This window comes from Paenibacillus sp. FSL H7-0350 (assembly GCF_038593195.1).
Lineage (GTDB): Bacteria > Bacillota > Bacilli > Paenibacillales > Paenibacillaceae > Paenibacillus_AQ.
Genome location: NZ_CP151972.1, coordinates 7,021,844 through 7,047,453 on the forward strand (window position 1 = coordinate 7,021,844; position 25,610 = coordinate 7,047,453).

A 25,610-nucleotide genomic window follows, 5' to 3' on the forward strand; every position below is an offset into this window, starting at 1 on the left:
GGCTGTGTGATAGCAGGCTAGTGTATAGATTAGGCTGAGCGCCCGGGGAACCAGGCGTTTTTGCTGTTTGTGGTTATTTTAGGCTACTGCGTGGGAATGAGGGGGCGTTGCCATTTCCCGATGCCCGGTTCCCTGCCCCACATCCGGTCCCGCACTCGCATCCCTTACCCGTCCAAATACTTCGCCCCCCCGCCGTCAACTGCCCGGGAGACTTGTCCAGATCGGCTCGGCGTATTGGTTCTGCAGATTCATGCTGCAATCCTTGCCGGTATCGTAGGAGCGGTTGCCCAGCACCTGTGAGAACTGCTCCAGCTTGCACCTTGCCGCAGCGGGGTCCTTGCTCTCCAGCCAATCGGCAAGTGCTCCGAGCACCGTCCGGCCTTCCGCAAGAGCAGCCTCCCATAGCTCCCACACCGATTCTGTGCGGACCTCGGAATAGAGTGCGGGATGCCGCCATTCGGAGTGCCGCTCATTCAGATAATCCAGCAGCTCCTCGCGGGCGGTAAGCTTACGGGAGAACAGCAGGCGTGCCCGTCCCCAGGTGATAGCCTTCTTCCAGCCCTTCGGGTCATACAGGCAGCGCTGGGCCAGCACCATATCGCGGTAAGAGGTCTGCCAGATCTCCTCAGGCAACCGGGCCATCGCTTCCGGGTAATGCTTAAGGGCAGTAGTGTGAAGGATGCGGTGAACCGGACCGGGCAGGCGGGAGCCGGCGTCAATCAGAGACCAAGCCGGGTTCTGCCATGTGTTGAGGTTCCGCCGCCGGTCCATGAACAAGGTGTCCAGATCAATCTCAAACCGCTGATGGTCGCGGTATTGATAGCCCGCTTTCCAGTTAATATAGGGATGGAGATTGCGGTCCAGCAGATGATGGGTGAGGAAGCCGAGGAAGTAGAGCTGTGCCTGATCCCCCTCAGCTCCGCTGAGGTTTCGCGCAGACTCCCAGAAGTCTATAAGTACAGGCCCACAGCTGCGCGAATGCATCAGATCCCCGAGATGCAGCGCCCCCGCATCCTTGCTCCAGGGGAGAAAGCTGTGATACAGCAGGAAATCCGGACCCTGACAGCCAAGATTGTAGAGCTTCTGCTGTTGTTCCAGCAGCTGGAGACACGGAAAACGGCTGCTGAATTCTACGGCCAGCTGCTGACCGAATTCAATATGCATCCAGATATTGGGCATGATTGATCCTCCTACTAATTATGATGGACACCGTACAGCGATGATCTGAATCCATTGTAATCCCTGTAGGGTACAACCAAATAAGAAATATGTGTGAAATTAGGAAGTGTTCTACCCTTGCCGTTCATTAAGATAGACATGATCACAGGCACAAGAGTATTCTTATATGGCCTTAAGACAACCATAACACTGTAATATGCAACTGGCTAAAGGAGGCCCACCTATGAAGTCCCGTCCCTCTGAACGCGTTAAAATGCCTCCGGGATTCTGGACAGGGATAAGCCGCCTGGGGATTGCTGCAACCGACGTAGCCCGCATGGCACAGCTCCCTGTAACCATAACAACAGAAGCCACAGTTACCACTGCCCAATATTTCGCCATCTGGCAGGCGTATTCCGAGCTCGCCGGAGATCTTGCATCAGGCATCACCAGACTTGCGGCCGCCTTTGACACCGCGCAGTATCCGCCCGCCGTATTAGCGACTTATCACGCCCGCGACTATCGCGATGCCTTGCACCGCATGGTCAAGTACAAACAGATGTGTCCGCCCGAAAGCCTGCGGATGGCGGAAGAGAACGGGCAGTGCATCATTGAACTGGAGTGGGGAGATACAGGGCTGCCCGGCCCGCAGGTGCTGGCGGGAATTACGCTGGCTTTTCTCTTGGAGCTGGGAAGAAAGGGGACGGGTCAGCCCTTGAAGGCGCAGGCAGCCGAATTTGTCCACTCCATGGGCGATGAACAAGTGCTCGAAGCTTATTTCGGCTGCGCGATTCAAACAGGCGGCAAGTATAACCGGTTGACGCTGCTGCAAAGCCATCTGGACCTTCCCTTTGTTTCGTATAACGAAGAACTGCTGGAGATCCTTGCTCCCGCACTGGACCGCTCACTCAATGAACAGCTTGGCAGCTTCTCTGTATCCGGGAAGGTCAAGGTGATTATTGCATACTGTCTCGCAGGCGGATGCCCCGACCTCCAGACGGTTGCGAAGGAGCTTGCGATGAGCGGGCGGACCTTACAGCGCCGTCTGACTGACGAGAAGACGACCTTCAAGCAGCTATTGACACAAGTCAGACATGAGCAGGCACAGAAGTTCTTGGCAAATCCTTCGCTTGATCTTAAAGAGGTGGCGTATCTGACCGGGTATGAGGATCAGAACTCTTTCTTCCGTGCCTTCCGCCATTGGGAAGGGGTTACGCCTTCACAGTGGCGTGCGGAACATCTGAATAGTTGAACACCTGAATGCCGCATGTGTTGAGCTGTAACTTTTGGCGTGTCCGGCAAGAAGCTTGGCGCAAGGTGCTAGTTACTGAACGATCCCAACGAGATAATATAATCACTATCCGCAACACAACAAGGAATGAATAAGGAGAAGTGCATTATGGAGATGGGATTACACAATACAACAGCGCTAGTTACAGGATCAACGAAGGGTATAGGAAAAGCTATTGCGATAGAGCTTGCCAAGGAAGGTGTCAACGTACTGGTCAATGGACGGAATAGGGAAGAGGTGGAGCAGACTGTCCGTGAATTGAAGCTGAATTACCCGGCCACCTCTCCTCAGAATGCCACAGCCGATGTTGCCGATTCTGAGCAAAGACAAGCCTTATTCGCCCATTTCCCCAGCGTTGATATTCTGATAAACAGTATGGGCATTTATGAATTGATGCAGTATGAGGAAGTGGACGATGACATCTGGGAGAAATATTTCCGGACGAATGTGCTTGCTGCAAACGGATTAACGAAATTATATTTACCTGGAATGTTGAGCAGGAATTATGGCCGTGTGATCTTCATTGCCAGCGAAGAGGCGGTCATGCCCTCAGGACAAATGCCTCAATATGCGATGACCAAATCCATGCTTCTGTCCCTGTCCAAAAGTATATCTAAAGTGACAGCAGGAACGGAAGTTACAGTGAATACCATCATGCCCGGGCCTACACTCTCAGAAAAGGTTCACCATATCATTGAGGGTATGTATCCTGACGAAAATTTAACTTTTGCAGAAAAAGAACAGAAATTCATGGCGGCTAATCTGCCGCAATCTGAATTACAGCGTTTCATCAAGCCGGTGGAAATCGGCAGGCTGGCTGCCTTTGTATGCAGTCCTTATGCGGCAGCCTTTAGAGGTTCTCCCATCCGTATGGATGGAGGGATGGTGCCGACTATATATTGATGGAGGTGTACATCCTCAACAAAAACAGCGGCACCTGGGACGGTCAAGCCCCGGGGTGCCGCTGTTTTGCTGTATCAGGGCGGGATTCAGCCCAGTTTGATCAGGTCACGGAATACCCCGGGAAAAGAGTCAGGGATCGCTATCGCACCGACGGTCTTCTCATAGAAGGCCAGTGCGTCCTCGACCCAGCCAATGACGGCGTAGCCGTAGCCGCTCTGGTGCATGGCGGACAGGCATTCCAGCAGCAGGGCCTTCCCGATGCCCAGCCCCCGGTAATCCTCCAGCACCCCGGTCGGACCGAAGAAGTTCTTCACTACAACCTCGTGACAGGCGAAGCCGATGACCTCGCCCTGTTTCACGGCGATATAGCAGTGGACGGGCAGGTGGGCGAAGGCTACCTCGCATTCATTCCGCCAGCTCTCCGTGAAATGGCGGCCGACAAAATCCACAATGGCCTGCTTATCTCCGGTCATCGCCCGTTTAATAACAATGCCTTGTCCCCGCAGACGCTCCAGCAGCGCCCCGTTGTCCGGCAGATCGTATAGCTTCACAAGCATATCAGGCATCAAGGTTCCCCCGCTTTCTGTTCTATGATCTCAAGATCGGTCATCATGGCTTGCAGGTTGGCCTCGAATAGTTCAGGCCGGTAGAAGCGGGAGCGGATGAACAGCTCCGACATCTGCGGCACAAGCAGTTCTGCGAGCACGCTCTGCATTCTTAGCTTGGCTCGCCGCAGATCGCCATAGCCGCTCCGGTATTTGTCCCGGAGGAAGGTCATCACTTCCTCGCTGCCCGGCGACATCGCTCCCCGGAAAAGGAAGGTATGCAGCGGTGAGCGGCGCTGCGCCGGAAGCTCGTACTGGATCATGGCATCGATCAGCTCAGCGGTCAAGCGGTTCTTCTTGACCTCGGGCAGAAGCTGCGGAATCAATGCGTAATAGTCAGTGACTGCATAATCCGCCCATTCTTCCCAGCTCAGCCGGTCCGCAGGCAGGCCGTGGAACTGGTGCAGGAACCGTGTCAGGAAGGTCCCGGTCTCCGCTCTGGCGTTCCAGCTCTGCTCCGCAGCGAAGAAAGCCGGATAACGTGAGGTCTCGAATAATCCGTAAGGGCTGCCTAACGAGAACGGGCACCCCCAGTTCGTATGAATAATGCCCTCCAGCTGCTCGGTACGGGCGAGCTGAATCCAGTCCTGCACATTCTTGATCCGGTTATGGATCACGGGATAATTCTGGTCGCCGTTATCGTCCCAGCAGCGGACAGAGGAAGCGCCCAGGGTCTGGATGCCCGCATCCCGCAGCTTGTGGAGAATCTGACGGGCATCCGCCTTCATCCGGTGCCCGCCATAGATCCAGACGACCACGATCACACGCTTGTCAAGCGCCGCAATCTCCTCTGCTGTAGCCTGCATGATCATATCATGCCAGATCATCGGCTGTTTGCCGAGGCTGAGCGTCTTCTCCGCCAATTGATTGACGAAGCGGATGAACGAAGCCTCGGGGGTAAGCCCGGAGCGCTTGCAGTCCCCGCATGTGCCAAGGGTCCAGACCTCGTCACAGCCGAGGTGAAGATAGCGGCTGTGCGGATGAAGAGCTGCCACCTCTTCCAGAATCCCGGCCATCATCCCGAAGGAGCCGGCGCGGTGCGGGCACAGCTCTGACACGGTCTCCGGGACCTCACGCAGACCGATGTAGGCCGGATGCTTCAGGATATATTCCAGATGTCCGAAGGATTGCTGCTTCGGAATGACGGTAATGAAGTGGTCCTGTGCCGTCTTGAGCAGCCGCCGGTGTTCATCTTCTGTGAAAGCAAGCTCGGGATGGCGCAGGAAGGCCAGTTCCCGGAACGGCAGCTTGTCCTCATATTCGATAATCAGTGTATTGATCTTATAATCGGCCAGCTCCGCGATATACTCCAGCAGATGCTCATACGTAGGATAGACGGTACGCAGATCCAGATAATCGCTGCGCAGCCGCAGCTCGGCCCAGTCGGCAACCGTCACCGCAGGTACGGTACCGCCGCCGCTCCCCAGCAGCTGTTCCAGTGTCTTCAGCCCATAGAAGAGGCCGGAGGCGCTAAGCGCATACAGCTCGATCCGGTCCTTATCGGTAATCAGCACGTAGCTGTCATGTCTGCCCTCGACCCGCCGGGCCAGCAGCGGGTTGAGCGGGGTACCCTCCGTGACCAGGGCGAATACACCGCTGCCGCCCTGAGCAGCATGTACTGTTACCCCGGCGAATATCCGTTCAGCCGCCACCACTAGCCGGACATCCTCCCCGGGGCTCCATAACTGCACCGCCCAGCCGTGAAGCCCGGTGACCGGCTCCGGTCCACGGCTCTGCACCACCTGAGGGGCTGGAATCAGCTGCAGGCTCATAGCCAGCGTACCCGGCCTTTGAAGCGCTCAATGAAGCGGTTATTCCACTCGTCCCCGCCCGGGGCGTTGCCGCTGCGCCAGACCGGCACCTCGATCCCTTTTGCCCCGAGGCAGGCGGCAGTGGTCATCATCAGGGAATTCAGCAGAAAAGCGTTAGCGAAGGTAGAGGTGGAGCCCATCTTCGGCTGGGTGCCGTCAATGTGAAGCGCAGCGTCACCGGGCTTGACCTTACTGTCCAGAACATAATCGCAGAGTGCGTAGAGATTCTGTCCCGAGGGGTGGCGGGCGATATGATTCGCTGGCGTAGCCTCGGCATGGCCCACGGAGGTCACCGCAATAGTGATCACGCCCCGGCGGCGTGCTTCCAGAGCGGCATCGACACAGGCTGTGTTGATCCCGTAAGCATTGGCGATGATCAGAATGTCTCCTTGTCCGAGCCGGTTGTCTTCGATCACCAATGTGCCATAGCCGGGAGTGCGTTCAACCGCCATGGAGCGCAGGGCACCATTCGAGATCATCGTGCCTTCATCTAAAATAGCGCTGATATGCATCAGTCCGCCGGCACGGAAGAAGACCTCGGTAGCATTCATATTGGAGTGTCCCCCGGGTCCGTAGAGATAGATCAGCCTGTCCTCCGCAATATGCCCGGCGAGCAGCTCCGCCACCTCCAGCAGCTTGTCCCGCGGCTCACTCCGTATCTCATTCAGCAGTTCAACAATAGTATCCATATAAGCGGACATAATATCTGACTTCACGTTCATCACTATCCCTCCTAAAAGATTTGTAAGCATAAGCCCCCTGGGTCTCTTCGCCAAACTGGCTTCGAAAGCATACACTTTAAGTTTTGTAAGCCTAAGCTGGTGCTTGCCTAGAAGATAACAAACCGGACTACCTCAGTAAATCAACTATTTTGCGCAATTTCGGACCGTTTTTGACTGATTGATGCAGGGTCAGGTAAAAATTTTTCCGAACGGGTCAGGATCGTGGCTTATGCCTATTGCCTTACCTTTCTATAATGAGAGATAAGATCACGCAAGAGGGGGGACAGAGCCATTGAAGACGTCAGTTACTTTACCGCAGTCCCGTGAGAAACCTACCGCCGGCAGCAGAAAAAGAAAACGGCTGGAAGCCGGGATGGGTTACCTGTTCACCGGTCCCATGCTGCTGGGTGTGCTCGTATTTACGCTAATTCCTATGATATTCTCCTTCGTGCTCAGCTTCACCAAATGGTCATTTGTCACCGGGTTCGACAAGATACGTTTCAATGGCTTTGATAACTTCCGCCAGCTGATGCAGGATGAGGTGTTCCTGAAGTCGCTGGGCAATAACTTCATAATGCTGCTTGCCGTACCGGCCGGAATGGGGATCGCGCTGATTCTGGCGGTGATTATCACCAGTCATGTGTACGCGCCGGGTGCTTTTAAAGTCATCTACTTCATGCCTCAGATTTCCAGTGTCGTCGCGGTAGCGGTCGTGTGGCAGGTGCTCTTCCATCCTTCGTACGGTCCGGTTAACGGCTTCCTGTCAGCGCTCGGCGTGGACCATCCGCCCAAATGGCTGGCCGATCCGACCTACGCGCTTCCTTCGGTCATGCTGCTGATGATCTGGATCGATCTTGGGGTCTCGCTGATTATCTATATCGCCGGAATCAAGAATATTCCTGCCGATCTGTATGAAGCGGCGACGATCGACGGCGCCTCGAAGCTGGCCCAGTTCCGCTCAATTACTTTTCCGCTGCTGACGCCGACCACCTTTTTCCTGCTGGTGACCGGGATTATCGGCAATTTCAAATCCTTCGCTCTGGTCAAGGTGCTGACGGACGGCGGACCGGCCCATTCCACCTCTGTTGTCGTATATGACATGTACCAGACGGCTTTCGTCGATCTTCAGACCGGGTATGCTTCATCCATGGTTATGATTCTGTTCGTCATCGTGCTGGCCATTACCGGCTTGCAGTGGCTGGGGCAGCGCTATTGGGTCAATTACTAGAGAAGGGAGGCGCACACCTGTGAGAATAGGCAATCTGGATTGGGGAAAAGCCATCATCACCCTGATCATGGCGCTGCTGGGGATCGTGTTTTTGCTTCCTTTTATATGGATGCTGTCTGCTTCGCTTAAGCCGGAGGCCGATGTCTTCAAGTATCCGATTGAATGGATTCCGCAGACCCTGCGGGCGTCCTTCAACTATCATTCCGTCTGGTTCGGCAAAGCCAACTTCACGCTCTATTACTGGAACTCAATCAAGGTCACGGCGCTCACCACGCTCCTGTCTGTGGGAGTGTCCAGCATGGCCGCCTACGGCTTCACCAAAATCCGCTTCCCCGGCAGAAATGCACTGTTCGTACTGGTGCTGGCAACCTATATGATTCCTGCGGAAGCCACACTGGTGCCGCTGTTCATCATCTTCCGTTCCACGGGCCTGTACGATACGCATCTGGGCCTGATCCTGCTGGGCGGGTTCAGCGTGCTGGGCACCTTCCTGCTCCGCCAGTTCTTCGCTTCGCTCTCGAACGAATATATCGAATCGGCACAGATTGACGGTGCGGGCCATCTGCGCATCTTCACCTTCATTCTGTTCCCGCTGGTCCGGCCCGCGATTGCCACGTATGCGATTCTGCGGTTTATCTGGACCTGGAATGATTTTCAGACGCCGCTGGTCTTCCTGAACAGTAAGACGCTCTACACGCTACAGCTTGGGATGAACGCCTTCGCCGACCGCAACGGCGCCTTCTATTCGCTGATTATGGCGGCTTCGGTCTCGGCTATTGTCCCGCTGCTGATTGTGTTCATCCTTGGGCAGAAGCAGGTTATCGAAGGTATTTCCTTAGGGGGGGTGAAGGGGTGAGGGCGGGCAGATTCCCGGAAACTGCATAACCGGGTGTAAACCACATTAGAAGGGGTGTTATTGATGAAAAAGAATGTGTTCGCTCTGGTATGGATCGTCGTGCTTCTGGTAGCCCTGGCGGGCTGCGGCAATTCAAACAACACCAATGGCGCAGCTCCCGCTGCTGGTAGTACGGCTGCACCGGAGGCAGGGGAAAGTGCCGCACCTTCCACAGAACCGGTAACGATTAAGGTGGCCAACTGGTCCCCTGCGGCGGATATGGAGCCTGTGCTGAAGGCCTATGAGGACTCACATCCGGGCGTCACCCTGGAATATGTCGAGCTTGCCGACAACGGGGACTCTGTGGCTGGCATGAAAAAGCTGGATCTGCTCGTGGCTTCCGGCGAGAACCTGGATGTGGTGTTCATGCCCGGAGCCACCGACTATTCACAGCGTGCCGGACTTGGCCTGCTGGCTCCGCTGAATGACCTGATCACCAAGGAAGGGATCACGCTGGCTGACGAATACACGATTGATCCATCCGTGGACGGCAAGGTGTATGCACTCCCGGATACGCTTGAGAATTATTTCGTCCTCTTGAACAAGGACAAGCTGGATGCGGCAGGGTTAGCCGTTCCGACGGAATGGAGCTGGGACGACTATCTCGATTATGCAGCCAAACTGACCAGCGGCACTGGCCCCTCCAAGACCTTCGGCACCTATTTCCATACCTGGGCCATGTACTGGGAGCTCGGAATCATCAACCAGGAGAAGGACAATAATCTGGTCAATAACGGTATCGTAAATATTGACAGCGCGGGCATCCGCAAGTCTCTGGAGCTGCGCAATAAGGCTGAGGAATCCGGAGTGGCCGTACCGTATGCCGATACGATCTCCCAGAAGCTCGCATACCGCTCAGAATTCTTCACCGGACATGCCGCGATGATCGTGACCGGCAATTGGATGATCGGTGAAGCCGGCGGGTCGGAGGAGTTCCCGGCTACGTTCACCACCGCGTTCGCGCCGATGCCTTCGAACAGTGCAGGAGAACCGAGCGGGGTCAGTATTGCTAACGGCAACTACGTTGGAATTCTGGAAAAGTCGAAGCATCAGCAGGAAGCGTATGATTTCATCCGCTGGTACTCCACGGAGGGCGAGCAGATGCAGAATGTATACTCCGCCTGGAAGAAGCAGGATGTGGACCAGTTCATTGCAGGCGTCAAAACCAAGGCCATGAGCCCGGACAACATTGACGAAACCTCACTGGCCTATGTGATCAAGAATGCGAAGCCTGCTCCCTTAAGTGTGCCGCCGACCTACCAGGGCGAGCTGGAAACGGCCTTTACCAAAGAGACCGAGCTGTTCATCCTGAAGCAGCAGGATCTGGAGACTACGATCAGCAAAGCGCAGGCGGAGCTGCAGAAGATTGTGGATGCCAATAAGTAAAAATTGGCAGGGCTAAACGGCCGGATTTTACCTGAAATCCTGCGGTGAAATCAGCTGCTTGAGGCGGAAAGCTGATATGATAGAAGCATAGACACGATAGTCTGATTGTGAAGGGGGATGGCCATTGCTGCTAAGAGGATGGAGACTCGGTTTTCGCAATAAGCTGCTCGTCGCTTCCCTGCTCTGTCTGCTGCTTCCCGCCTCTATTACCCTGTATATTTCCAATTCCTACACAGAGCATATCCTCCGTTCCCAGGTGATTCAGAATGAACGCCGTTCGCTGGAGCAGGAGAGCCTGTACATCTCGAACCTCTTCAGCAATATGGTGCTGGTGGCGAATTATATCCAGTTCGATCCCGGCATCACACTTATTCTCAAAGAAAACTGGCAGCGCAGCAAGCTGCACCAGCCTGATACAGCCAGGCATATCCTGGATTTCAAAGAGGTGACCGACAAGCTGGTCAGCGTGACCTCCATGATGGAAAAAACGTTCGTGACCGTCCTCACCTCGGACGGGCAATACTACTCCAATTATTCCTACGCCAAGCTCGATGTCGGGGCACTGCTCCAGCAGCCCTGGATGGATACCGCCCGCAAGCAGCCTGCCTTCGAGCTGTACTGGGCAGGCGTAATTGATAACTATATCCCGACCGCAGCAGCCGGCAGCCCGCAGGTGCTTACGATTGCCCGCAATCTCAAGCTGTCCTCCAGTTCAACCTACGCTACGGTAATAATCAGTATCGCCGAGAGCCGGATCAGCCAGATCTTGAGTGATAGCGGGAAGGGACAGCAGACCCTGCTGATTGCGCCGGACGGAACGGTGATTGCCGCCCGGGACAAGTCCCTGCTGGGCCGGCCGTTCTCACTTATGGATGCCGTGAAGCCCGCCGCCGCTTCCAGCTTCATCGATTACCGGGGGGAGCAGTATCTGCTCAGCAGTCTGGAGATCCCTTACGGCAATTACCGGATTGTCAGCCTGTCGCCTTACCGTGAGGCGGTCAGCCGGATCAGCGCGACCCACCGCTGGAGTACGGCGGTGCAGGTGGTGTCGGGCGCTTTTTTCCTGCTGATCCTGGTGCTGCTGGTCAGGCAGTTCACGAAGCCGGTTATCCGGCTCGATCAGGTGGCGGCGCGGGTGGACCGGGGGGAGCTCGGCCTCCGTTCGGGAGTCCGGGGCTATGATGAGATCGGGCGGCTGGGCAAATCCTTCGATCATATGCTGGACCGGGTAGAAGGGATGGTACTTCAGATCAAGGAAGAGCAGGCACAGAAGCGCAAGGCGGAGCTGGCGATGCTGCAATCGCAGATTAATCCCCACTTCCTGTTCAATATCCTGAACTCGATCCGCTTGCGCATTATGATGCGGGGAGATGAGGAGAATGCGGAACTGCTCTTCTCGCTCTCCCGGCTGCTGCGTATGACGATTCAACAGCGGGATGAATACACTACGCTGCATGATGAGCTGTATATTGTCAGGAGCTATGTGGAGCTGCTGAATTTCCGCCAGTCCGAGGAGGTGGCGCTGGATACTGATTGTACCTCCGAGAGCCTCAGTGTCCGTATCCCCCGCTTCCTGCTTCAGCCTGTCATTGAGAATGCCTATATTCATGGGCTGCGCCAAGGGGGCGGGCGTATTCTGATCCGAACCTGGACGCAGAATCACCGGCTGTTCATTGAGATAGAAGACAACGGTCAGGGGATGGATGAGGTCACTCTGAGCCGCCTGCACGCCGGGCTAAGCTCCAAGCCGCCGGGCAAGGAAGCGATGCCGCCTGGCAGGCTGGCCCACATCGGAATGTCCAATGTCTATGAACGTCTGCATCTGACTTACGGTTCAGCCTTCCAGATTACGATGGACAGCAGGCCCGGCGAGGGGACAACCTTCCGGTTCGTGCTGCCCGTGCAGATTCCGGATCAGGCTGAGGAAAGGGAGCGTGGTAGGGATGTATAGCGTAATGCTGGTGGATGATGATCAGCCGGTATTGGATTTTCTGTCGGCAATGATTCCCTGGGACGAGCTTGGATTCACGCTGCATTCGGCCTGCAAGAACGGTCTGGTCGCTCTGGAGAAGGCCGGGGCGGACATGCCGGATATTGTGATTACAGACATTGGCATGCCGTATATGGATGGTCTGGAGCTGATCCGCGAGCTGAAGCTGCGAAGCGGGGAGGTGCGCGTGGTTGTGCTGTCCTGCATGGATGACTTCACCTATGCGCAACAGGCGGTCAAGCTGATGGTGAGCGACTATATTCTGAAGGAGACGATGAGCCGAGAGCTGATCATCACCCTGCTCCGGGAGCTGGGCGGGGAGCTGCGCCGCAGGGACGAGGAGAAGGCCCAGACGCTGAAATGGAAAAGCATGGCCGAGCATCAAAAGGGGCTGCTGAAGCAACGGGTACTGGAACGGATCATTGCCCGGGAGCTGCCAGGCAGCGAGTGGCAGAGTGACGCTGCCGAGCTGGGCATTCTGCCTGAGCTCACAGCCCATGTCGCTGTGCTCTGCCGGATCAGCGGAGACAGCGGGGAGGCTCCAGGGGAAGAGCTTGCGCGGATGTCCTTGGTGGCAGCGGCGGCTGAGTCGGTGTATCAGGACAATAATGCCGCCCTATGTCTGCCCTACAGCGGCCGTGATTGTGTACTGGTCTTCACCGGCGGTATGGGGAACGGGGCAGAGGCCGGACACATCTCCATGCTCGGCAGGCTGCGTTCAGCCATTCAAGCCGTGCCGGGGGTGAGGGCGTCCTTTCAATACCTGTGTATCCCGGCGGGCAGCGGTTATTTCCGCGAGGGGCTGATAGAGCTGTTAACCCAAGGCCGGGAGTATGCCTTCTACTTGAAGCCCGGCGGGCTGGCCGGACTGAAGGAGCTTCCGCCGTTCACGGAGGAGGACCTGTTCACCCATTACGCCGAAGCTGCGCACGAGATCCGCGATGCCTTCCTGGAGGAATCAGCGGACAGGCTTGCGGAGCTGCTGACCCAATGGATGGACCACATCCGTCTGAAGCGTTATGCCCCGCGCCAGGTGAAGGAATGGATGCTCAAGCTGCTCTATGACAATCAGATGCGGCTGATGGCCCGCCAGCAGTTCCAGTCCACTTTTTCGCTGGAGCTGCTGCATGATACCCTGGCGGATATCGACGATATCGGCACGCTGGAGACATGGTCCCTGGCCTTCTTCTACGAACGGCTTCCTTATATCCGCGAGATGTACCAGGAGACCCGCCGGGAGGAGATTAAGAAGGTGAAGCAATATGTAGACCGCCATCTGAACCGGAAAATCACCCTGGAGGAGGTGGCGGAATATACGCATTTGAATTCGAGCTATTTCAGCCGTCTGTTCAAGAAGGAGACCGGAATGAGCTTCATCCACTACGTTACCCATATCAAAATGGAGCAGGCCAAGGAATGGCTGGACCAGTCTCCGCAAAGTGTGGAGCAGGTTGCCGAGCGGCTTGGGTATGAGAATAAGAGCTATTTCACGAAGCTGTTCAAGCTGCATACTGGAGCTACGCCCGGAGAATTCCGGGGAGAGGAAGGCAACCGTTCCGCACAACCCCCTGAAGCAAGGAGGCACTACCCATGTTGACTATCAAACCGATTCATACGCTGACGATCAAACCGATTCATACAACCCTCTGAAGTAAGGAGGCATTACCCATGCTGACGATCAAACCGATTCACACAACCCCCTGAAGCAAGGAGGCACTACCCATGCTGACGATCAAACCGATTCACACCGAGCTGTCGGGTGCTATGCTTGTCCGTGTATACAAAAACCGTGCACAGCTTGGAGCTGCTGCCGGGCGTGAGGCGGCGGCAGCCATCCGGGCGCTGCTGGCCTCCAAAGCGCAGGTGCGGATCGTCTTCGCCGCCGCCCCTTCGCAGAACGAATTCCTTGCTGAGCTTGCCACTGCGAAGGAGCTGGACTGGAGCCGCATTACCGCATTCCATATGGATGAATATACCGGCCTGCCGGCAGGCTCACCGCAGAGCTTCGGCCGCTTCCTCCGGGAGGCGCTGTTCGACAAGGTCCGGCCGGGAACGGTTCATTATCTGAGTCCTGCCGCAGGTAGCGAAGCGGAATGCAGGCGTTACGGGCGGCTGCTGGCAGAAGCGCCTATCGATATAGTCTGCCTTGGCATCGGGGAGAACGGCCACTTGGCGTTCAATGATCCGCCGGTAGCCGATTTCGCTGATCCGCTTCCTGTGAAGCTGGTGGTCTTGGATGATATCTGCCGGAGGCAGCAGGTGAATGACGGGTGTTTTGCCAGTCTGGAGGAAGTGCCGCAGCAGGCCTTGACGCTTACGATACCGGTGCTACTGTCCGCGCAATGGCTGTTCTGCATGGTGCCGGGCGCTTCCAAGCGCGGTGCGGTGACCCGGACGCTGCATGAATCCGTCTCTACGGCATGTCCGTCCACCATCTTGCGGGGGCATGGGGACTGCCGGATGTTCCTGGATACCGACTCGTTCGGGGCAGTCTTCTCATGAAGCTGGAGGCGCTGCATTACCGGACGGGCGAGCCGGTCCGGCTTACGGTGGAGGAGGGCTTAATTGCTGCTATCGAACCGCTGGAGACCCGGCTGACGCTGGAGGAACAGGCAGAGCTGCCGCTGGTGGCTCCGGGGCTTGTCGATCTGCAGATCAACGGCTATGGCGGACATGATTTCAATCATCCGGCACTGACGGCAGAGGATGTCAAGAAGGCAGTCCGCGCGGTATGGCGGGAAGGTGTGACCGCCTGTTACCCTACGGTGATTACCGGCGCGCCGTATACCATCCTGGGGGCGATGCGGGCTATTGCCCGGGCCTGTGACGAGGATGCAGCCAGCGCGGCGACCATTAAGGGCATCCATCTGGAGGGCCCGTTCCTCTCGCCGGAGGACGGTCCGCGCGGGGCGCATGCCCTGGAGCATATCCGGCCGCCGGACACGGCCCTGCTCGATCAGTGGCAGGCGGCCTCTGGCGGGCGCCTCGCCATCGTGACGCTGTCCCCCGAGTGGGAGGGGAGCGCAGAGTTCATCCGCCACTGCGTCCGGCAGGGGATCACCGTCTCCATCGGGCATACGTCAGCGGATGCCGCGCAGATTGCCGGAGCGGTAGCCGCCGGAGCGCGGCTGTCCACGCATCTGGGCAATGGCGCGCATGCTATGCTGCCGCGCCATCCGAACTACCTGTGGACCCAGCTCGCGGCAGATGAGCTGTGGTGCACATTGATCGCCGACGGCTTCCACCTCCCGGAGGAGGTGCTGAAGGTGGCGATGAAGGTCAAGGGCCAGCGGGCACTGCTGGTCAGCGATGCCGTTGCCCTGGCCGGGCTGGCGCCCGGCAGCTACGACACGCCGGTCGGCGGCCGTGTCGTGCTGACCCCGGCGGGCCGGCTGCATCTCGCCGGCGAGCCCGGGCTGCTGGCGGGCTCGGCGCAGATGCTGCTGCGCCATATCGCGCGCCTCAGCGCCGCGGGCCTGGTCGCGCTGCCGGACGCCTGGGACATGGCGTCCGTGCGCCCGGCAGGCTTCATGGCCCTGCCGGCGGCGGCGGGCCTGGCGGCCGGGGCACCGGCCGATCTGGCGCTGATCCGCCGGACCGGGCCGGGCGGTGCCGGGCTTGCGCTGGCAGCGCTGTGCCAGGGCGGCGGCTGGGTGTACCGCCGGGACTGAGCGGCGCGGCGGTAAGTTGTGCACAGGCCCCCGGTTATGGGGGCCTGTTATGATATGTAAGTGAATCGCTCAAATTGAGCGATTACAGAGGGCGGGAGCGGCAAGTGCTGGGCGAGGGCAGGGCAGGGCAGGGCAGGGCAGGGCAGGGCAGGGCAGGGCAGGGCAGGGCAGGGCAGGGCAAGGCAAGGCAAGGACAGGGCGAGGACAAGGACATGGCTGTTGCGCCAGCGTCTGCACCACGCCAGTAACATTAATAGTAAATGTATTCGGTTTTCTGAATACACCCGCACTAGCATCCGCAATATGTCCGCACTAGCGTCAACGTCTGCGCCAGCACCTGGACCACAAGCTGCCTCAGCATCAACATATGTATCTGCATTAGCCTCAGCACCAGCCTCGCCATCAACCTCAGCACCAGCCTCACCGTCAACCTCAACCCCTGCCGCAGGGAACAGTTGGATTTTGGGCACTTGTTCAGGGGCGGAAGGGGGCATAGCGAGCCGTAGTTGGATAAACGACACTTAATATGCTGGCATCAGAGCCTTAGAGGGAGTTCGCACGAACATAAATGTCATAAATCCAATTAATTTCCGCAAACACTCCAAAGGACCTAGAATAAGATACGTTTTTCCAACTAATATGCATTATGTAATCTTCGTCATGTAATATCTATCATGTAGAGCAACCCCCAGTTACTTTCAATACACCCTTCCCATATCCCCACACAATGCACCCATCCCCACACATACCGTTTGCACAAACCATTCGGGAGCTAAATGCTCCAATTGTAAGGACAATTTGTCCGAAATCAACCTCACCACCAGAACTAATAATCCACCAGAACTATACTCCAACCCAACTAATACTCCAGCAGACGCCCGTCGTCATGCCATTGTCCGTACATTTTGTTCACACGGGTATTCTCTATGAATTTGTCTAATCTGCGTTCGAACAGCTCCGGCTGGCGGATGTAGCTCTGAATAGTGTCGATCCGCACCCTCTGATACAGCGCCGGGAAGGCCAGGAAATGGCGGTACACCTGCTCGTCTGCCTTCAATCTCTGTTCAATCACGGGATCAATTCGAAAAGCTTCTACATCCATATCCGGCAGGACCCGCCGTCCCTCGGCGCGCATCAGTCCCAGCTTCTCCAGGCGGCGGACGCGCTCCTTATTCAGCTCGGTCCATGAGCTGCGCTTGCTGCGCGGGGATAATCTCTGTATCAGCTTCGAGTCAGCCGCCGCCTTCTTCACCCCGTCAATCCAGCCGAAGCACAGCGCTTCTTCCACGGCGTCCAGATACAGTATCGTCCCCGGGAGCGGCTTGAGACTGACATCTACCCAGCAAGAAGCCTCTGTGCTGCTGTTCGCCATTAGCCAATCTCTTAATTCTTCCCTTGTTGTAGCTGCAAGCTTGTTTTCTATACTCATAGTCCCTATTCAGTCCCTTCTGGCGTATGCCCTCTGCTCCCTTGCTGATACAAATGCTGCATATTATACAACTTCTCCCTCATTAAACTAATCCTAATCTAAAAATATTGCACTAAAGGCAGCATTCCCTCTTCTCTAAGGGGCTGGGCGGCGATATTCCTGCAATTCATGCAACAATCTTTAGAATTACCCTTTTATCGGTATATCAAAGTTGCAATTTGTACAACAACCGGGCATGCCGCTGCTGTCACACCTTGTCTCTCTGACACCCACCGGCCCAATCGTCCCGTACAAATAAGCCGTGTTCCTATCCAATAGTCTTATTAGTCCAATTAGTCCTGTCATTCCTTAAATTCTGCACATTTGTTAACAGTTTCGCAACAGAATCTTTACGCTACGCATACATAACATAGGAGGACAATTAATATCCGGCTTTTACAATTAGAGAGTATTAGCAGAATATACCTATTGCAAAATCAGGCTGGATATGAAGGGATGATACTTTTGAAGGGGAATCCGCTGCACTTTTCGATGAAATGGAAGCTGATCTTGAGTTTCTCGGCGATCACACTTATTTTTCTGGGCGTGGCTGTGTACCAGGGACATAAAATCAAGCAGGTCGAGCAATCCATGGAACGGCAGAAGAGCGAAATGGAGAATAGAATTACGGTCTCAACCATCACCCAGCAGTTGCAGGAGCTGAACCGTGCGGAGACTTCCTTGGCGGAATCCAGTGACCTGGAGCAGGCCGAACCGTTGCAGGAGAAGCAGCAGCAGCTGTCTGCGGAGCTGGTCAAGGTGAATTTTGAACAGGGTACGCCTGCTTCTGCCAGTTATAAGCTACTGTCTGCACAAGCAAAAGAATATGGCGCTCTAACGAAAGAACTGGTAACGACGATATCGGACGAGACCCTTGATCCGCTGAGTGTACTGGAGACCATAGATGGTATACATACAAAAGCGCTTGCGCTGAATCAGGACATGCTAAAGACTAACGGTGAGCTGTACACCGCTGCCGCTGCCAATGCCGATCAGGCCCAGGGGGTCTCCTTCGCTCTGCTGGATGATACCGTATCCATCGTGATGTACGCTGCGATCGCAGTCTCCCTGTTTATGCTGATGCTCGCTTGGCTGCTGATCCGCTCGTTCCTGTCACCAGTGCGCAAGCTTCAGGCGGCGCTCAGACAGATCGCGGAGGGCGATCTGCGGCAGCAGATTAACTCCCCGTACAATGACGAGCTGGGACAGCTGAGCCATCATTTCGACCATATGGTCGGCAGGGTACAGGAGATGCTGCGGCAGACCTTGTCTGCGGCAGGTTCGCTTGCCGATTACGCGCAATCTTTTGAGGAGTCTTCGGCCGTTACAGCGCATACGAACCAGAATATTGTAAGAACTATACAGGAGATTTCGCTTGGGGCAGACCAGCAGGCCAGCCAGTCGGAGCAGAGCACGCAGCTCCTGGAGGAGCTGGCCAGTGGGGTCCAGGAAATTACTGACTATACCGATGTAATGCTGACTACAAGTGAAGCGGCTAACCGGAACAGACAGCAGGGCTCGGATACCGTTACGGCTCTGCGCCACAGCTCCCGTCAGTCCCGGGAATCCATCGGCAAGGTGTATGGTGCGCTGGACAAGCTGGTGAACCAGTCCAAGGATATCTCGCGCATTACCCATTCAATCACCGAAATCTCGAAGCAGACGAATATTCTCTCGCTGAATGCGGCCATCGAGGCTGCCAGAGCGGGAGCAGCAGGCAAAGGCTTCTCGGTGATTGCCGATGAAGTCCGGCAGCTGTCCGTACAGACGAATGACTCCTCGGTGAATATCAGCAGGATTATTCAGGAGCTTGGGGCCGGTATGGCGGATTTCCAGGGACATATGCTGGAGACCCGGGACAGCCTGGAGCAGCAGGACCATCAGGTGGAGCAGACCCTGGCTTCCTTCGCCGCTATCGACGAATCGATTACAGGCATCAGCACACAGATCGGGCAAATTCACCTCAAGGTGGAACAGACCCGTACCCTCAATTCACGGCTTGCCGAATCTGTACATTCTGTTGCGGCTGTAGCTGAGCAGACGGCGGCCGGAGTTCAGGAGGTTAACGCTTCCAGCACCCAGCAGGATCAGGCCATCGGGGACATTGCAAGGCAGGCCGGGGAGATTAATGAAATCTCGCAGCAGCTGTTCCGGGAGATCAATGTGTTCAAAATACCGGAGGCTGCTGAGGCTGGATTCGAGCAGGAAGCAGCGTCTGAGCTAGAATTAGCACCAAGTTCAGATTTAGATTCAAGTTCAGCACATGCAGATACAACGGTTCGCGGAAGGGTGCAGGCATCGAAAGTGAAGGCGCAAGCGAAGACAGAAGAGCATATCCAGGCCAAGCCACAGCAGGAGATGCATAAGAACCTCACGCAACAGACGAGAAAAAAGGCAGAAGCCGAAATTCAACGGCCCCTGCCTGCGGGAATACCGGTGCAGGATAAGCCTGCGCCCGGCCTGAGTACATTTGTTAACGAACCGCAGAAAGAGATCTCCAAAGAGCTGGAAGAGGAACTACTGGTCCTGGCGAAGTGAATGGGTCAGCGACGAGACCAGCTCCGGGAACCACTCTGATAAGGATAGGAAGCTGAAGCCCGCCGAGCGGGCTTTTGCCGTATCCATGAACCAGGATGCACCGATGCCAAAAGGGGATTGCTCTGCTTCCGCCGCCTCACACTGGACGACAGCCGTCCTTCCCGTGATCTGTTCGATGATGGAAATAACGCTGCCAATGGTCAGGGTGCCGTCCGAGCAGGCGTTCACCGGCCCCGTGACAGCTGAGCCCTCCCGGCCCAGCCAATGCAGGAAATCAGCCGCTTCGTCCGAACGGATGAACGAGATCTCCGCCTGCGGATTAGGAATGCCAATCAGTTGACCTGCCAGAACATGCTCGATGTGAAAATGCAGCCGGCGCGTATAATCATCTGTGCCCAGCACAATCGGAAAACGTACCGCAGCCACCGGGAAATCCGCTGTCTGAAGCAGAATCGCTTCGGCTTGCCTTTTGCCTTCCTGGTAACTGACTTCCGTCTTTCCGCCAGACTTCAGCGGATAATGCCAAGGATCGAAGTCCGTTTCAGCCAGCGCCTCCGGCTGCGGATCGTACACGGATAAGCTGGAAGTCAGGATATACCGCTTGGTCCGCCCGGCCCAGATCCGCACAGCAGCAGCCGCCTCATCCGGCGTGTAGCAAATATTATCGTAGACGATATCCCATAAAGTATCCCCGATAGCTTGCTCAAGCGCCGCTTCATCCGTCCGGTCCACAGCCAGCCGGGTCACACGCTCACCGAAGGTATCCTCAGTTAGCCCCCTCGTCAGGATGGTGACCTCGCTGTCCTGGTCCTGGAGCAGCAGCTCCACCAGTCTTTTGCCGAAAAATCTCGTTCCTCCAAGCACAAGCACCTTCTTCATGGGTTCACTCTCCTAAGTTATAATCAGAGCAGAGCCACTGCTCCATTCATCCGTATTATGCAGCCATCTGAAGCCCGCCGTATGCAGGTGCTCCCTGGGTATAGGCGTATCTGGTGTTGTCTGTATACATGGAATACACGGACTGAACGGTAAAGTTGCTTACAGCAGCGGTTACCTCCCCGGCGTTCTCCTGGCGGAGCAGCTCCAGCAATACTGGAATCTGCCCTTGCTCATAGGCCTCAGCCAGCGCCCGCAGATAACCCCGGTAATCGGCATCCTGCGGAAGCGCGGGACCTTCATGCTGGATCAGCTCCTCCCGGACCTTGCTCAAGGCTTGGCGTGCACGGTGCAGCGCTGCTTTGACCGCGCCTTCCGTCGTAGCCAAGAGTCCGGCGGACTCGGCGGCTGAATACCCCAGCACATCGCGGAGGACCCAGGCGGTCCGCTGCGGCGGCGAGAGATGGGCGAGCAGCGCCTGAAAGGTCAGCTCCGTCCCGGTCAGCTCCTCTAGGGCTGCCGCAGCAGAAGCTGGATCGGTTGACACTCCAGACCGTTCCATGGCACGGATGAGCGACCCCCGGCGGCGGGAAGCGTCAATCCAGGTATTCTTGGCAATCCGCAGCAGCAGGGCTTCGGGATTGGGGCTGATGGTGAATTTGCGGTAGCCGAGCGCTTTGGCCCAGGTCTCCTGCGCCAGATCGTCGGCGTCGAAGCGGGAGCGGGTGAGCGACAGGCAGTAGCGCTGCAGCGTTGTTCCCAGCTCCTGAAGATGTCTTGTATCCATGGCTATCGTATCCGGTGTCCGGTGATGTTCAATAATCGTCATAGTGGCCCTCTCCTTCGATGGGTTGCGTTGCTTCTATTATATAAACGAACAGCACAATGTAAAAGATACGCACCCCGCTATTTCCGCACCTCTTCCGCCCACCGTATCTTTTCGTGCGGGTGGACCGTTTACAGGGTATCCACACTAAAACAGATCAGAGGAGGCACACCAGAATGAGCGTAATCCCCTATGTGATTGAACAGACAGCCCAAGGAGAGCGGTCCTATGATATTTATTCCCGGCTGCTGAAGGACCGGATTGTATTCGTGGGTGCGGCAATTGATGACGGGCTGGCTAATAGCATTATTGCGCAGTTGCTGTTCCTCGCGGCCGATGAGCCGGAGAAGGATATTCAGATGTTCATTAACAGCCCGGGAGGTTCAACTACCGCAGGCTTCGGTATTTATGATACGATGCAGGTAATTAAACCTCAAGTCAACACGATCTGCACCGGTTTTGCTGCTTCATTCGCTTCACTGCTGCTGCTTGCGGGAGCCACTGGCAAAAGATCGGCCCTGCCGAACAGCGAGATTATGATCCATCAGCCGCATGGCGGGGCGCAGGGGCAGGCCAGCGATATTGCGATCAGCGCCAGACGTATTCTTCAGATCCGTGAGAAGATTGTCGGGATCACCGCTGAGCGGACCGGCCAGCCGAAGGAGAAGGTGGAGAAGGATATGGACCGGGATTACTTCATGTCGGCTGAGGAGGCACTGGAATACGGAATTATTGACACCATCATCACCCATTTGTGAGACGAAGGAGAGGAAGAGCATGCTGGAAGCGCTGAAGGGACAGGAAGTTCATATTCATTTTTTGGATGGTACAAGTGTTAGAGGTGGCGTATTGGAGGAGCTGGATGAACGGTTCGTGAAATACAGTACGGAGTATCAGACCCTCTACATTCCCATTACCTCGATCCGGGCGGTAGAGCTGCAGACCAAGGAACGCGAGCGTCCGCGCGTCGGCTTCGGGCAATAATCGGAAGCTGTATGTAAAAGCGAACAAAACCCCGTCATCTCTGCTTAGAACGAGCGGAGACGACGGGGTTTTCTCACTGAAACGGTACCGTTTAAAAGAACGGCAAATCCGCCGTTTCCACTTATGAAAATAAGTTCAAGCCGCCTTGTGGGCGCAAGCCGCGTTTATACCGATAACGAGAAGGCAGGCTCCAGTCGGTGAACTCCCTTCGGGGAGTAGTCCAGGGCTGAGCTTAACCCGCACAAGTCCGCCAGCAGACAGATAATGCTTAGCCACATCTCCGTGCCCTGCAGGCCGGTCTCCTGCTGCCGCGACAGTTGGAAGGCGAAGCCGCGTCCGGGAACCCAGAAGGGCAGCACTTCGCCGAGCAGCTTCTCTGCCCAAGCGCGAATCTCCGCCTGCCGGTAATCACTCTGCTTCAGGCAGAGCCAGAGCGGGTGGACGACATCCAGCACGTTGCAGGCATTCAGCGCGTCCAGGCGGAAGAAGCGGCGGTCCCGGCTGTGAGCCAGCACGGTATCGATGCTCTGCTCCGGGTACGGCAGAGGCAGGCCGAACTGTGCATAGGTAGCGCGGGTAAGCCGGTAAAAGCCGTTCACCGGCTGCAGCCAGCTCTCCTCCGGAGTAGGCAGACCCCACAGCCCGGAGTCCCGGCTGCAGTGCGTCGCCAGCCAGCCGAACAGATCATCCGGGCGCTTGCCGGAGCCGAAGGACTTCAGATTGTGATACAGCCCGGTAGCATAGCAATCAATCCAGTCGCCGCCGCCCCAGGCATTGTCCGCCCAGGGCAGACTATCAAGCTGCTGATACAGTGTGGCGGTATCCATATTCTCGGCCACGGCTACGGGATAGGTTAGAGCAGAACCTAACACCTCTAGCGCGTAGCCTACAGCGAGAAGATGATAACGCGAGAGATGATCGGTTAACAGCTCCGGCTGATCCTCCGGTCCGGGCGGCGACCACGGGTCGGGCAATAATCCGGTCCCGCTGTCCTGGAACTGGTGTAATGTGGCGGTCAGCTCCTCCTTCGTCCAGCCGGGCGGCAGACTGCCGAACATCGCAGCAATTTCCACAGCATCGCAGTACGCCCTTACAGTCCGCCCCGCTCCAGGCCGGTCCCGGAACAGCTTCTCTCCCTCTATCGTTTCGGAGTAGAACGCAAGCAGGGGAGTTAGCTGCTCCTGCACCTGCTTGCTGAAATTCGCGAGCTGCTCATACAGGCTTGAAGGAGCAGGCTCCGCTCCGCCAAGCGGCAGTACCCCGCTACCCATTCCCGCACCTTCAAGCTTAGCGGTATCTGTCTCGTATTCAGCAGACGACGTTCCCTGCGCATTCGCTAGATGCTCTGCGTATTCGCCAGCCTGCTCTTCCATCTCCATTGCTTCATCCTCCTTATGATCTTCTGTCACAGTCTCCCCGGCCAGACGGCTGCGGATCAGCTTGGCCGGATTGCCGCCGACAATGCTGTACGCCGGTACATCGCGGGTCACTATCGCCCCCGCCGCAACAATGCTGTGCGAGCCGATACGCACTCCGTCAAGAATCACGGCATTCGCCCCGATCCACACATCATCTCCTATGACAATGCCCTTAACTGTCAAAGGTTGGCGGAAGACCGGAACATCCGTCACAGCATAGCCGTGATTGAAGCCGTATAGACTTGCATGGGAAGCGATCCGTACGCCATTCCCCATGGTAATATCGCCTGACAATATACTATAGCTGTTAATAGAGCAATCGCTGCCTGTGATCAGCCGTGTACTGCGGACAATCGCACCTCCGGCGATGTAGCTCCGGTCGCCAAGCGTTAGCTGATCCGGCAGCACAATGGCTTGCGGCGAGACGAAGCAGGCTTCCCCGAAGGTGCAGGGATAATCGGCAGCAAGCTGCTGCTGGTGCCGGTCCTGCTGAAGCCTTTCTTGTTCGGACAGGCCAATCCAAGGCATGTAATCCAGGGCTTGTGCCGTAGTGGACAAGGTTTCAGTCATCTGGTATCTCTCCTTCATCATTCCAGCCGTTAATGTCCTAAGTGTAGCAATGAATGCAGGGGAGTGGCATGGTATAATGAACAGAACTGGCATGTCAAAAACGCTTCAGAAATGAATCCCTGATTGATCCCATCCTTGTAAATGGCAGGCCGAGAAACGGAGGAGCTATATATGGTGGAGATTCCGCAGAATCTGGTGATGGATATCCACTGGATTCATGACAAGACTACCTTTCCGCACTGGAGGGATATCCGTCAGAATATACATGTCCACAGCCTGTATTGGATTCAGGAGGGGGAAGGAGTGTTCCGGACAGACACAGAGGAGCATCCGGTGTCGCCGGACATGCTGTTCTATCTCCGTCCGGGATTGTCCATGGAGATGAACAGCGGAGGCGGGATGCCACTGCGGATCACCATGATCCTGCTCTCGCTGTATACATTGTCGCCTTCAGCGGACAATCAGGGGAGGGTAGAGCCGCTTCATGAACTGCCCTTGCCGTTCCGCCTGAAGCCCGGGAGGGAGCCGGGGAGAGCGCTGGGTGAGCTGTTTCGCCGGATTGCTGGCGACTTTGTTCCCGGCAGTCCCGGAAGCCAGCTTAAGACTCAGGCGCTGCTCTATCAGCTTTTGTACGAATTATTTCAGGCTAAGGAGGGCGGCCATCCTGACCGGGGGCAGGGATACGAATTATTCTTACGGATGAAGGAGGAGCTGGAGCGGCGCTACAGTGAACCCTTACAGATCCATGAGCTGGCGGTGCGCTACGGCATATCCTCCTCGTATGTGCGCGGTCTTTTTCAGCAATATCTGCACAAGAGTCCCAAAGGGTATTTAAGTGAGATCCGCTATGAGCATGCGAAGAAGCAGCTGCTGTATACCAGGCTAACCCTGAAGGAGATTGCGGCCGCCTGCGGATACAGCGATGAGTTTCATTTCAGCAAAGCTTTCAAGCAGATCAGCGGACAACCGCCGTCTGCGATAAGGTCTAGTTAATCCCGCAACGCCCAGGTATGACAGAGGTATGGGAAAGGCAGGGTTACGCATAATAAACGAATGGACCGGACCGGATCAGATTAGTCAACATTGGGCGACCTTTACACTTATCAGTTAACGGCATCGAAAAACGGGTAAGTTATTATAATGTGCCTCATTTGCACTTTTGTCCGGCTGCCTTGCTTAAATTTAAAATAAAAAGTTGAACAACACCGCCGTTGTGATATAATTATCCGGTTGGCCTGATGGACTGAAATGTGGAAGGGACCCTAAGCTG

Annotated in this window: 22 protein-coding genes; 14 read left to right on the forward strand and 8 right to left on the reverse strand. The window is 56.2% G+C overall.

Going from position 1 to position 25,610, the window contains the following annotated elements; all coding sequences use genetic code 11:
• Nucleotides 1-195: 195 nt before the first annotated feature.
• A complete protein-coding gene (locus tag NYE24_RS31470; protein WP_036702487.1) occupies nucleotides 196-1,179 on the reverse strand; it encodes a zinc dependent phospholipase C family protein in 984 nt (327 codons plus the stop codon).
• Nucleotides 1,180-1,402: 223 nt separating this feature from the next.
• On the opposite strand from NYE24_RS31470, the gene NYE24_RS31475 reads away from it, so the two are divergent.
• Together NYE24_RS31475 and NYE24_RS31480 are read left to right on the forward strand one after the other, a co-directional pair.
• Nucleotides 1,403-2,410 (forward strand): AraC family transcriptional regulator, encoded by a 1,008-nt coding sequence (locus NYE24_RS31475; protein WP_036702485.1) that lies wholly within the window; start codon nucleotides 1,403-1,405, stop codon nucleotides 2,408-2,410.
• 147 nt (nucleotides 2,411-2,557) lie between these two features.
• Nucleotides 2,558-3,352 carry an SDR family oxidoreductase gene (locus NYE24_RS31480; RefSeq protein ID WP_036702483.1) on the forward strand — a complete coding sequence of 265 codons (795 nt, stop codon included), beginning with the start codon at nucleotides 2,558-2,560 and terminating at the stop codon, nucleotides 3,350-3,352.
• Nucleotides 3,353-3,438: 86 nt separating this feature from the next.
• Here the strand turns inward: NYE24_RS31480 and NYE24_RS31485 are convergent, their stop codons facing one another.
• The 3 genes from NYE24_RS31485 to NYE24_RS31495 are packed head-to-tail and all read right to left on the reverse strand — an operon-like array spanning nucleotide 3,439 to nucleotide 6,490.
• Nucleotides 3,439-3,918, reverse strand: coding sequence for a GNAT family N-acetyltransferase (locus tag NYE24_RS31485; RefSeq protein ID WP_342477514.1), 480 nt, complete (start codon nucleotides 3,916-3,918; stop codon nucleotides 3,439-3,441).
• Nucleotides 3,918-5,729 (reverse strand): family 20 glycosylhydrolase, encoded by a 1,812-nt coding sequence (locus NYE24_RS31490; RefSeq protein ID WP_342477515.1) that lies wholly within the window; start codon nucleotides 5,727-5,729, stop codon nucleotides 3,918-3,920. The genes NYE24_RS31485 and NYE24_RS31490 overlap by 1 nt, the downstream gene beginning before the upstream one ends.
• On the reverse strand, nucleotides 5,726-6,490 hold the full coding sequence (locus NYE24_RS31495) for an SIS domain-containing protein (protein ID WP_076157894.1): 765 nt from the start codon (nucleotides 6,488-6,490) through the stop codon (nucleotides 5,726-5,728). The genes NYE24_RS31490 and NYE24_RS31495 overlap by 4 nt, the downstream gene beginning before the upstream one ends.
• Before the next feature lie 292 nt (nucleotides 6,491-6,782).
• Here NYE24_RS31495 and NYE24_RS31500 point away from each other — a divergent pair, with 292 nt between their 5' ends.
• From NYE24_RS31500 to NYE24_RS31535, 8 genes are all read left to right on the forward strand, one after another.
• A complete protein-coding gene (locus NYE24_RS31500) occupies nucleotides 6,783-7,718 on the forward strand; it encodes a sugar ABC transporter permease (RefSeq protein WP_036702478.1) in 936 nt (311 codons plus the stop codon).
• Between the two features lie 67 nt (nucleotides 7,719-7,785).
• Nucleotides 7,786-8,574, forward strand: a complete 789-nt coding sequence (locus NYE24_RS31505; protein WP_051494135.1) for a carbohydrate ABC transporter permease — start codon at nucleotides 7,786-7,788, stop codon at nucleotides 8,572-8,574.
• A gap of 63 nt (nucleotides 8,575-8,637) precedes the next feature.
• Nucleotides 8,638-9,999 carry an extracellular solute-binding protein gene (locus tag NYE24_RS31510; protein WP_036702475.1) on the forward strand — a complete coding sequence of 454 codons (1,362 nt, stop codon included), beginning with the start codon at nucleotides 8,638-8,640 and terminating at the stop codon, nucleotides 9,997-9,999.
• A 124-nt stretch (nucleotides 10,000-10,123) separates the two neighbouring features.
• Complete coding sequence (locus NYE24_RS31515) at nucleotides 10,124-11,950, forward strand: histidine kinase (protein ID WP_342477516.1); 1,827 nt, start codon at nucleotides 10,124-10,126, stop codon at nucleotides 11,948-11,950.
• Nucleotides 11,943-13,586 (forward strand): helix-turn-helix domain-containing protein, encoded by a 1,644-nt coding sequence (locus NYE24_RS31520; protein WP_342477517.1) that lies wholly within the window; start codon nucleotides 11,943-11,945, stop codon nucleotides 13,584-13,586. Before NYE24_RS31515 ends, NYE24_RS31520 begins: the two co-directional genes overlap by 8 nt.
• 125 nt (nucleotides 13,587-13,711) lie before the next feature.
• Nucleotides 13,712-14,491, forward strand: a complete 780-nt coding sequence (locus NYE24_RS31525; protein ID WP_036702467.1) for a glucosamine-6-phosphate deaminase — start codon at nucleotides 13,712-13,714, stop codon at nucleotides 14,489-14,491.
• Complete coding sequence (locus NYE24_RS31530; RefSeq protein WP_342477518.1) at nucleotides 14,488-15,660, forward strand: amidohydrolase family protein; 1,173 nt, start codon at nucleotides 14,488-14,490, stop codon at nucleotides 15,658-15,660. The genes NYE24_RS31525 and NYE24_RS31530 overlap by 4 nt, the downstream gene beginning before the upstream one ends.
• 74 nt (nucleotides 15,661-15,734) lie before the next feature.
• On the forward strand, nucleotides 15,735-15,908 hold the full coding sequence (locus NYE24_RS31535) for a hypothetical protein (RefSeq protein WP_342477519.1): 174 nt from the start codon (nucleotides 15,735-15,737) through the stop codon (nucleotides 15,906-15,908).
• Between the two features lie 611 nt (nucleotides 15,909-16,519).
• Here NYE24_RS31535 and NYE24_RS31540 read toward each other — a convergent pair.
• Entirely contained in the window at nucleotides 16,520-17,089 is a 570-nt protein-coding gene (locus NYE24_RS31540) for a YdeI/OmpD-associated family protein (RefSeq protein ID WP_342477520.1), read from the reverse strand.
• 495 nt (nucleotides 17,090-17,584) lie between these two features.
• Between NYE24_RS31540 and NYE24_RS31545 the strand changes: the two genes are divergently transcribed.
• A complete protein-coding gene (locus tag NYE24_RS31545; RefSeq protein ID WP_342477521.1) occupies nucleotides 17,585-19,666 on the forward strand; it encodes a methyl-accepting chemotaxis protein in 2,082 nt (693 codons plus the stop codon).
• Here the strand turns inward: NYE24_RS31545 and NYE24_RS31550 are convergent.
• Together NYE24_RS31550 and NYE24_RS31555 are read right to left on the reverse strand one after the other, a co-directional pair.
• Nucleotides 19,646-20,545: an NAD-dependent epimerase/dehydratase family protein gene (locus NYE24_RS31550; protein ID WP_342477522.1), complete on the reverse strand. Its 900-nt coding sequence runs from the start codon at nucleotides 20,543-20,545 to the stop codon at nucleotides 19,646-19,648. The two genes, NYE24_RS31545 and NYE24_RS31550, sit on opposite strands and share 21 nt — an antisense overlap.
• Before the next feature lie 55 nt (nucleotides 20,546-20,600).
• The gene (locus NYE24_RS31555) at nucleotides 20,601-21,371 is read right to left on the reverse strand and encodes an RNA polymerase sigma factor (RefSeq protein ID WP_342477523.1); all 771 of its coding nucleotides are present in this window, start codon (nucleotides 21,369-21,371) and stop codon (nucleotides 20,601-20,603) included.
• A gap of 137 nt (nucleotides 21,372-21,508) precedes the next feature.
• Here NYE24_RS31555 and NYE24_RS31560 point away from each other — a divergent pair, with 137 nt between their 5' ends.
• The gene (locus NYE24_RS31560) at nucleotides 21,509-22,126 is read left to right on the forward strand and encodes an ATP-dependent Clp protease proteolytic subunit (RefSeq protein WP_268748828.1); all 618 of its coding nucleotides are present in this window, start codon (nucleotides 21,509-21,511) and stop codon (nucleotides 22,124-22,126) included.
• Nucleotides 22,127-22,145: 19 nt separating this feature from the next.
• Entirely contained in the window at nucleotides 22,146-22,352 is a 207-nt protein-coding gene (locus tag NYE24_RS31565; RefSeq protein WP_036702456.1) for a hypothetical protein, read from the forward strand.
• A gap of 164 nt (nucleotides 22,353-22,516) precedes the next feature.
• Here the strand turns inward: NYE24_RS31565 and NYE24_RS31570 are convergent, their stop codons facing one another.
• Nucleotides 22,517-24,340 (reverse strand): DapH/DapD/GlmU-related protein, encoded by a 1,824-nt coding sequence (locus tag NYE24_RS31570; RefSeq protein ID WP_342477524.1) that lies wholly within the window; start codon nucleotides 24,338-24,340, stop codon nucleotides 22,517-22,519.
• A 141-nt stretch (nucleotides 24,341-24,481) separates the two neighbouring features.
• On the opposite strand from NYE24_RS31570, the gene NYE24_RS31575 reads away from it, so the two are divergent.
• Nucleotides 24,482-25,333: an AraC family transcriptional regulator gene (locus NYE24_RS31575; protein ID WP_342477525.1), complete on the forward strand. Its 852-nt coding sequence runs from the start codon at nucleotides 24,482-24,484 to the stop codon at nucleotides 25,331-25,333.
• Nucleotides 25,334-25,610: the final 277 nt, after the last annotated feature.

Bases quoted from the DNA above. Each gene is read 5' to 3' on its own strand.
- NYE24_RS31470 (WP_036702487.1), bottom strand. From the start codon at position 1,179: ATGCCCAATATCTGGATGCATATTGAATTCGGTCAGCAGCTGGCCGTA.
- NYE24_RS31475 (WP_036702485.1), top strand. From the start codon at position 1,403: ATGAAGTCCCGTCCCTCTGAACGCGTTAAAATGCCTCCGGGATTCTGG.
- NYE24_RS31480 (WP_036702483.1), top strand. From the start codon at position 2,558: ATGGAGATGGGATTACACAATACAACAGCGCTAGTTACAGGATCAACG.
- NYE24_RS31485 (WP_342477514.1), bottom strand. From the start codon at position 3,918: ATGCCTGATATGCTTGTGAAGCTATACGATCTGCCGGACAACGGGGCG.
- NYE24_RS31490 (WP_342477515.1), bottom strand. From the start codon at position 5,729: ATGAGCCTGCAGCTGATTCCAGCCCCTCAGGTGGTGCAGAGCCGTGGA.
- NYE24_RS31495 (WP_076157894.1), bottom strand. From the start codon at position 6,490: ATGAACGTGAAGTCAGATATTATGTCCGCTTATATGGATACTATTGTT.
- NYE24_RS31505 (WP_051494135.1), top strand. From the start codon at position 7,786: ATGGCGCTGCTGGGGATCGTGTTTTTGCTTCCTTTTATATGGATGCTG.
- NYE24_RS31510 (WP_036702475.1), top strand. From the start codon at position 8,638: ATGAAAAAGAATGTGTTCGCTCTGGTATGGATCGTCGTGCTTCTGGTA.
- NYE24_RS31520 (WP_342477517.1), top strand. From the start codon at position 11,943: ATGTATAGCGTAATGCTGGTGGATGATGATCAGCCGGTATTGGATTTT.
- NYE24_RS31525 (WP_036702467.1), top strand. From the start codon at position 13,712: ATGCTGACGATCAAACCGATTCACACCGAGCTGTCGGGTGCTATGCTT.
- NYE24_RS31530 (WP_342477518.1), top strand. From the start codon at position 14,488: ATGAAGCTGGAGGCGCTGCATTACCGGACGGGCGAGCCGGTCCGGCTT.
- NYE24_RS31540 (WP_342477520.1), bottom strand. From the start codon at position 17,089: ATGAGTATAGAAAACAAGCTTGCAGCTACAACAAGGGAAGAATTAAGA.
- NYE24_RS31545 (WP_342477521.1), top strand. From the start codon at position 17,585: ATGATACTTTTGAAGGGGAATCCGCTGCACTTTTCGATGAAATGGAAG.
- NYE24_RS31550 (WP_342477522.1), bottom strand. From the start codon at position 20,545: ATGAAGAAGGTGCTTGTGCTTGGAGGAACGAGATTTTTCGGCAAAAGA.
- NYE24_RS31555 (WP_342477523.1), bottom strand. From the start codon at position 21,371: ATGACGATTATTGAACATCACCGGACACCGGATACGATAGCCATGGAT.
- NYE24_RS31565 (WP_036702456.1), top strand. From the start codon at position 22,146: ATGCTGGAAGCGCTGAAGGGACAGGAAGTTCATATTCATTTTTTGGAT.
- NYE24_RS31570 (WP_342477524.1), bottom strand. From the start codon at position 24,340: ATGACTGAAACCTTGTCCACTACGGCACAAGCCCTGGATTACATGCCT.
- NYE24_RS31575 (WP_342477525.1), top strand. From the start codon at position 24,482: ATGGCAGGCCGAGAAACGGAGGAGCTATATATGGTGGAGATTCCGCAG.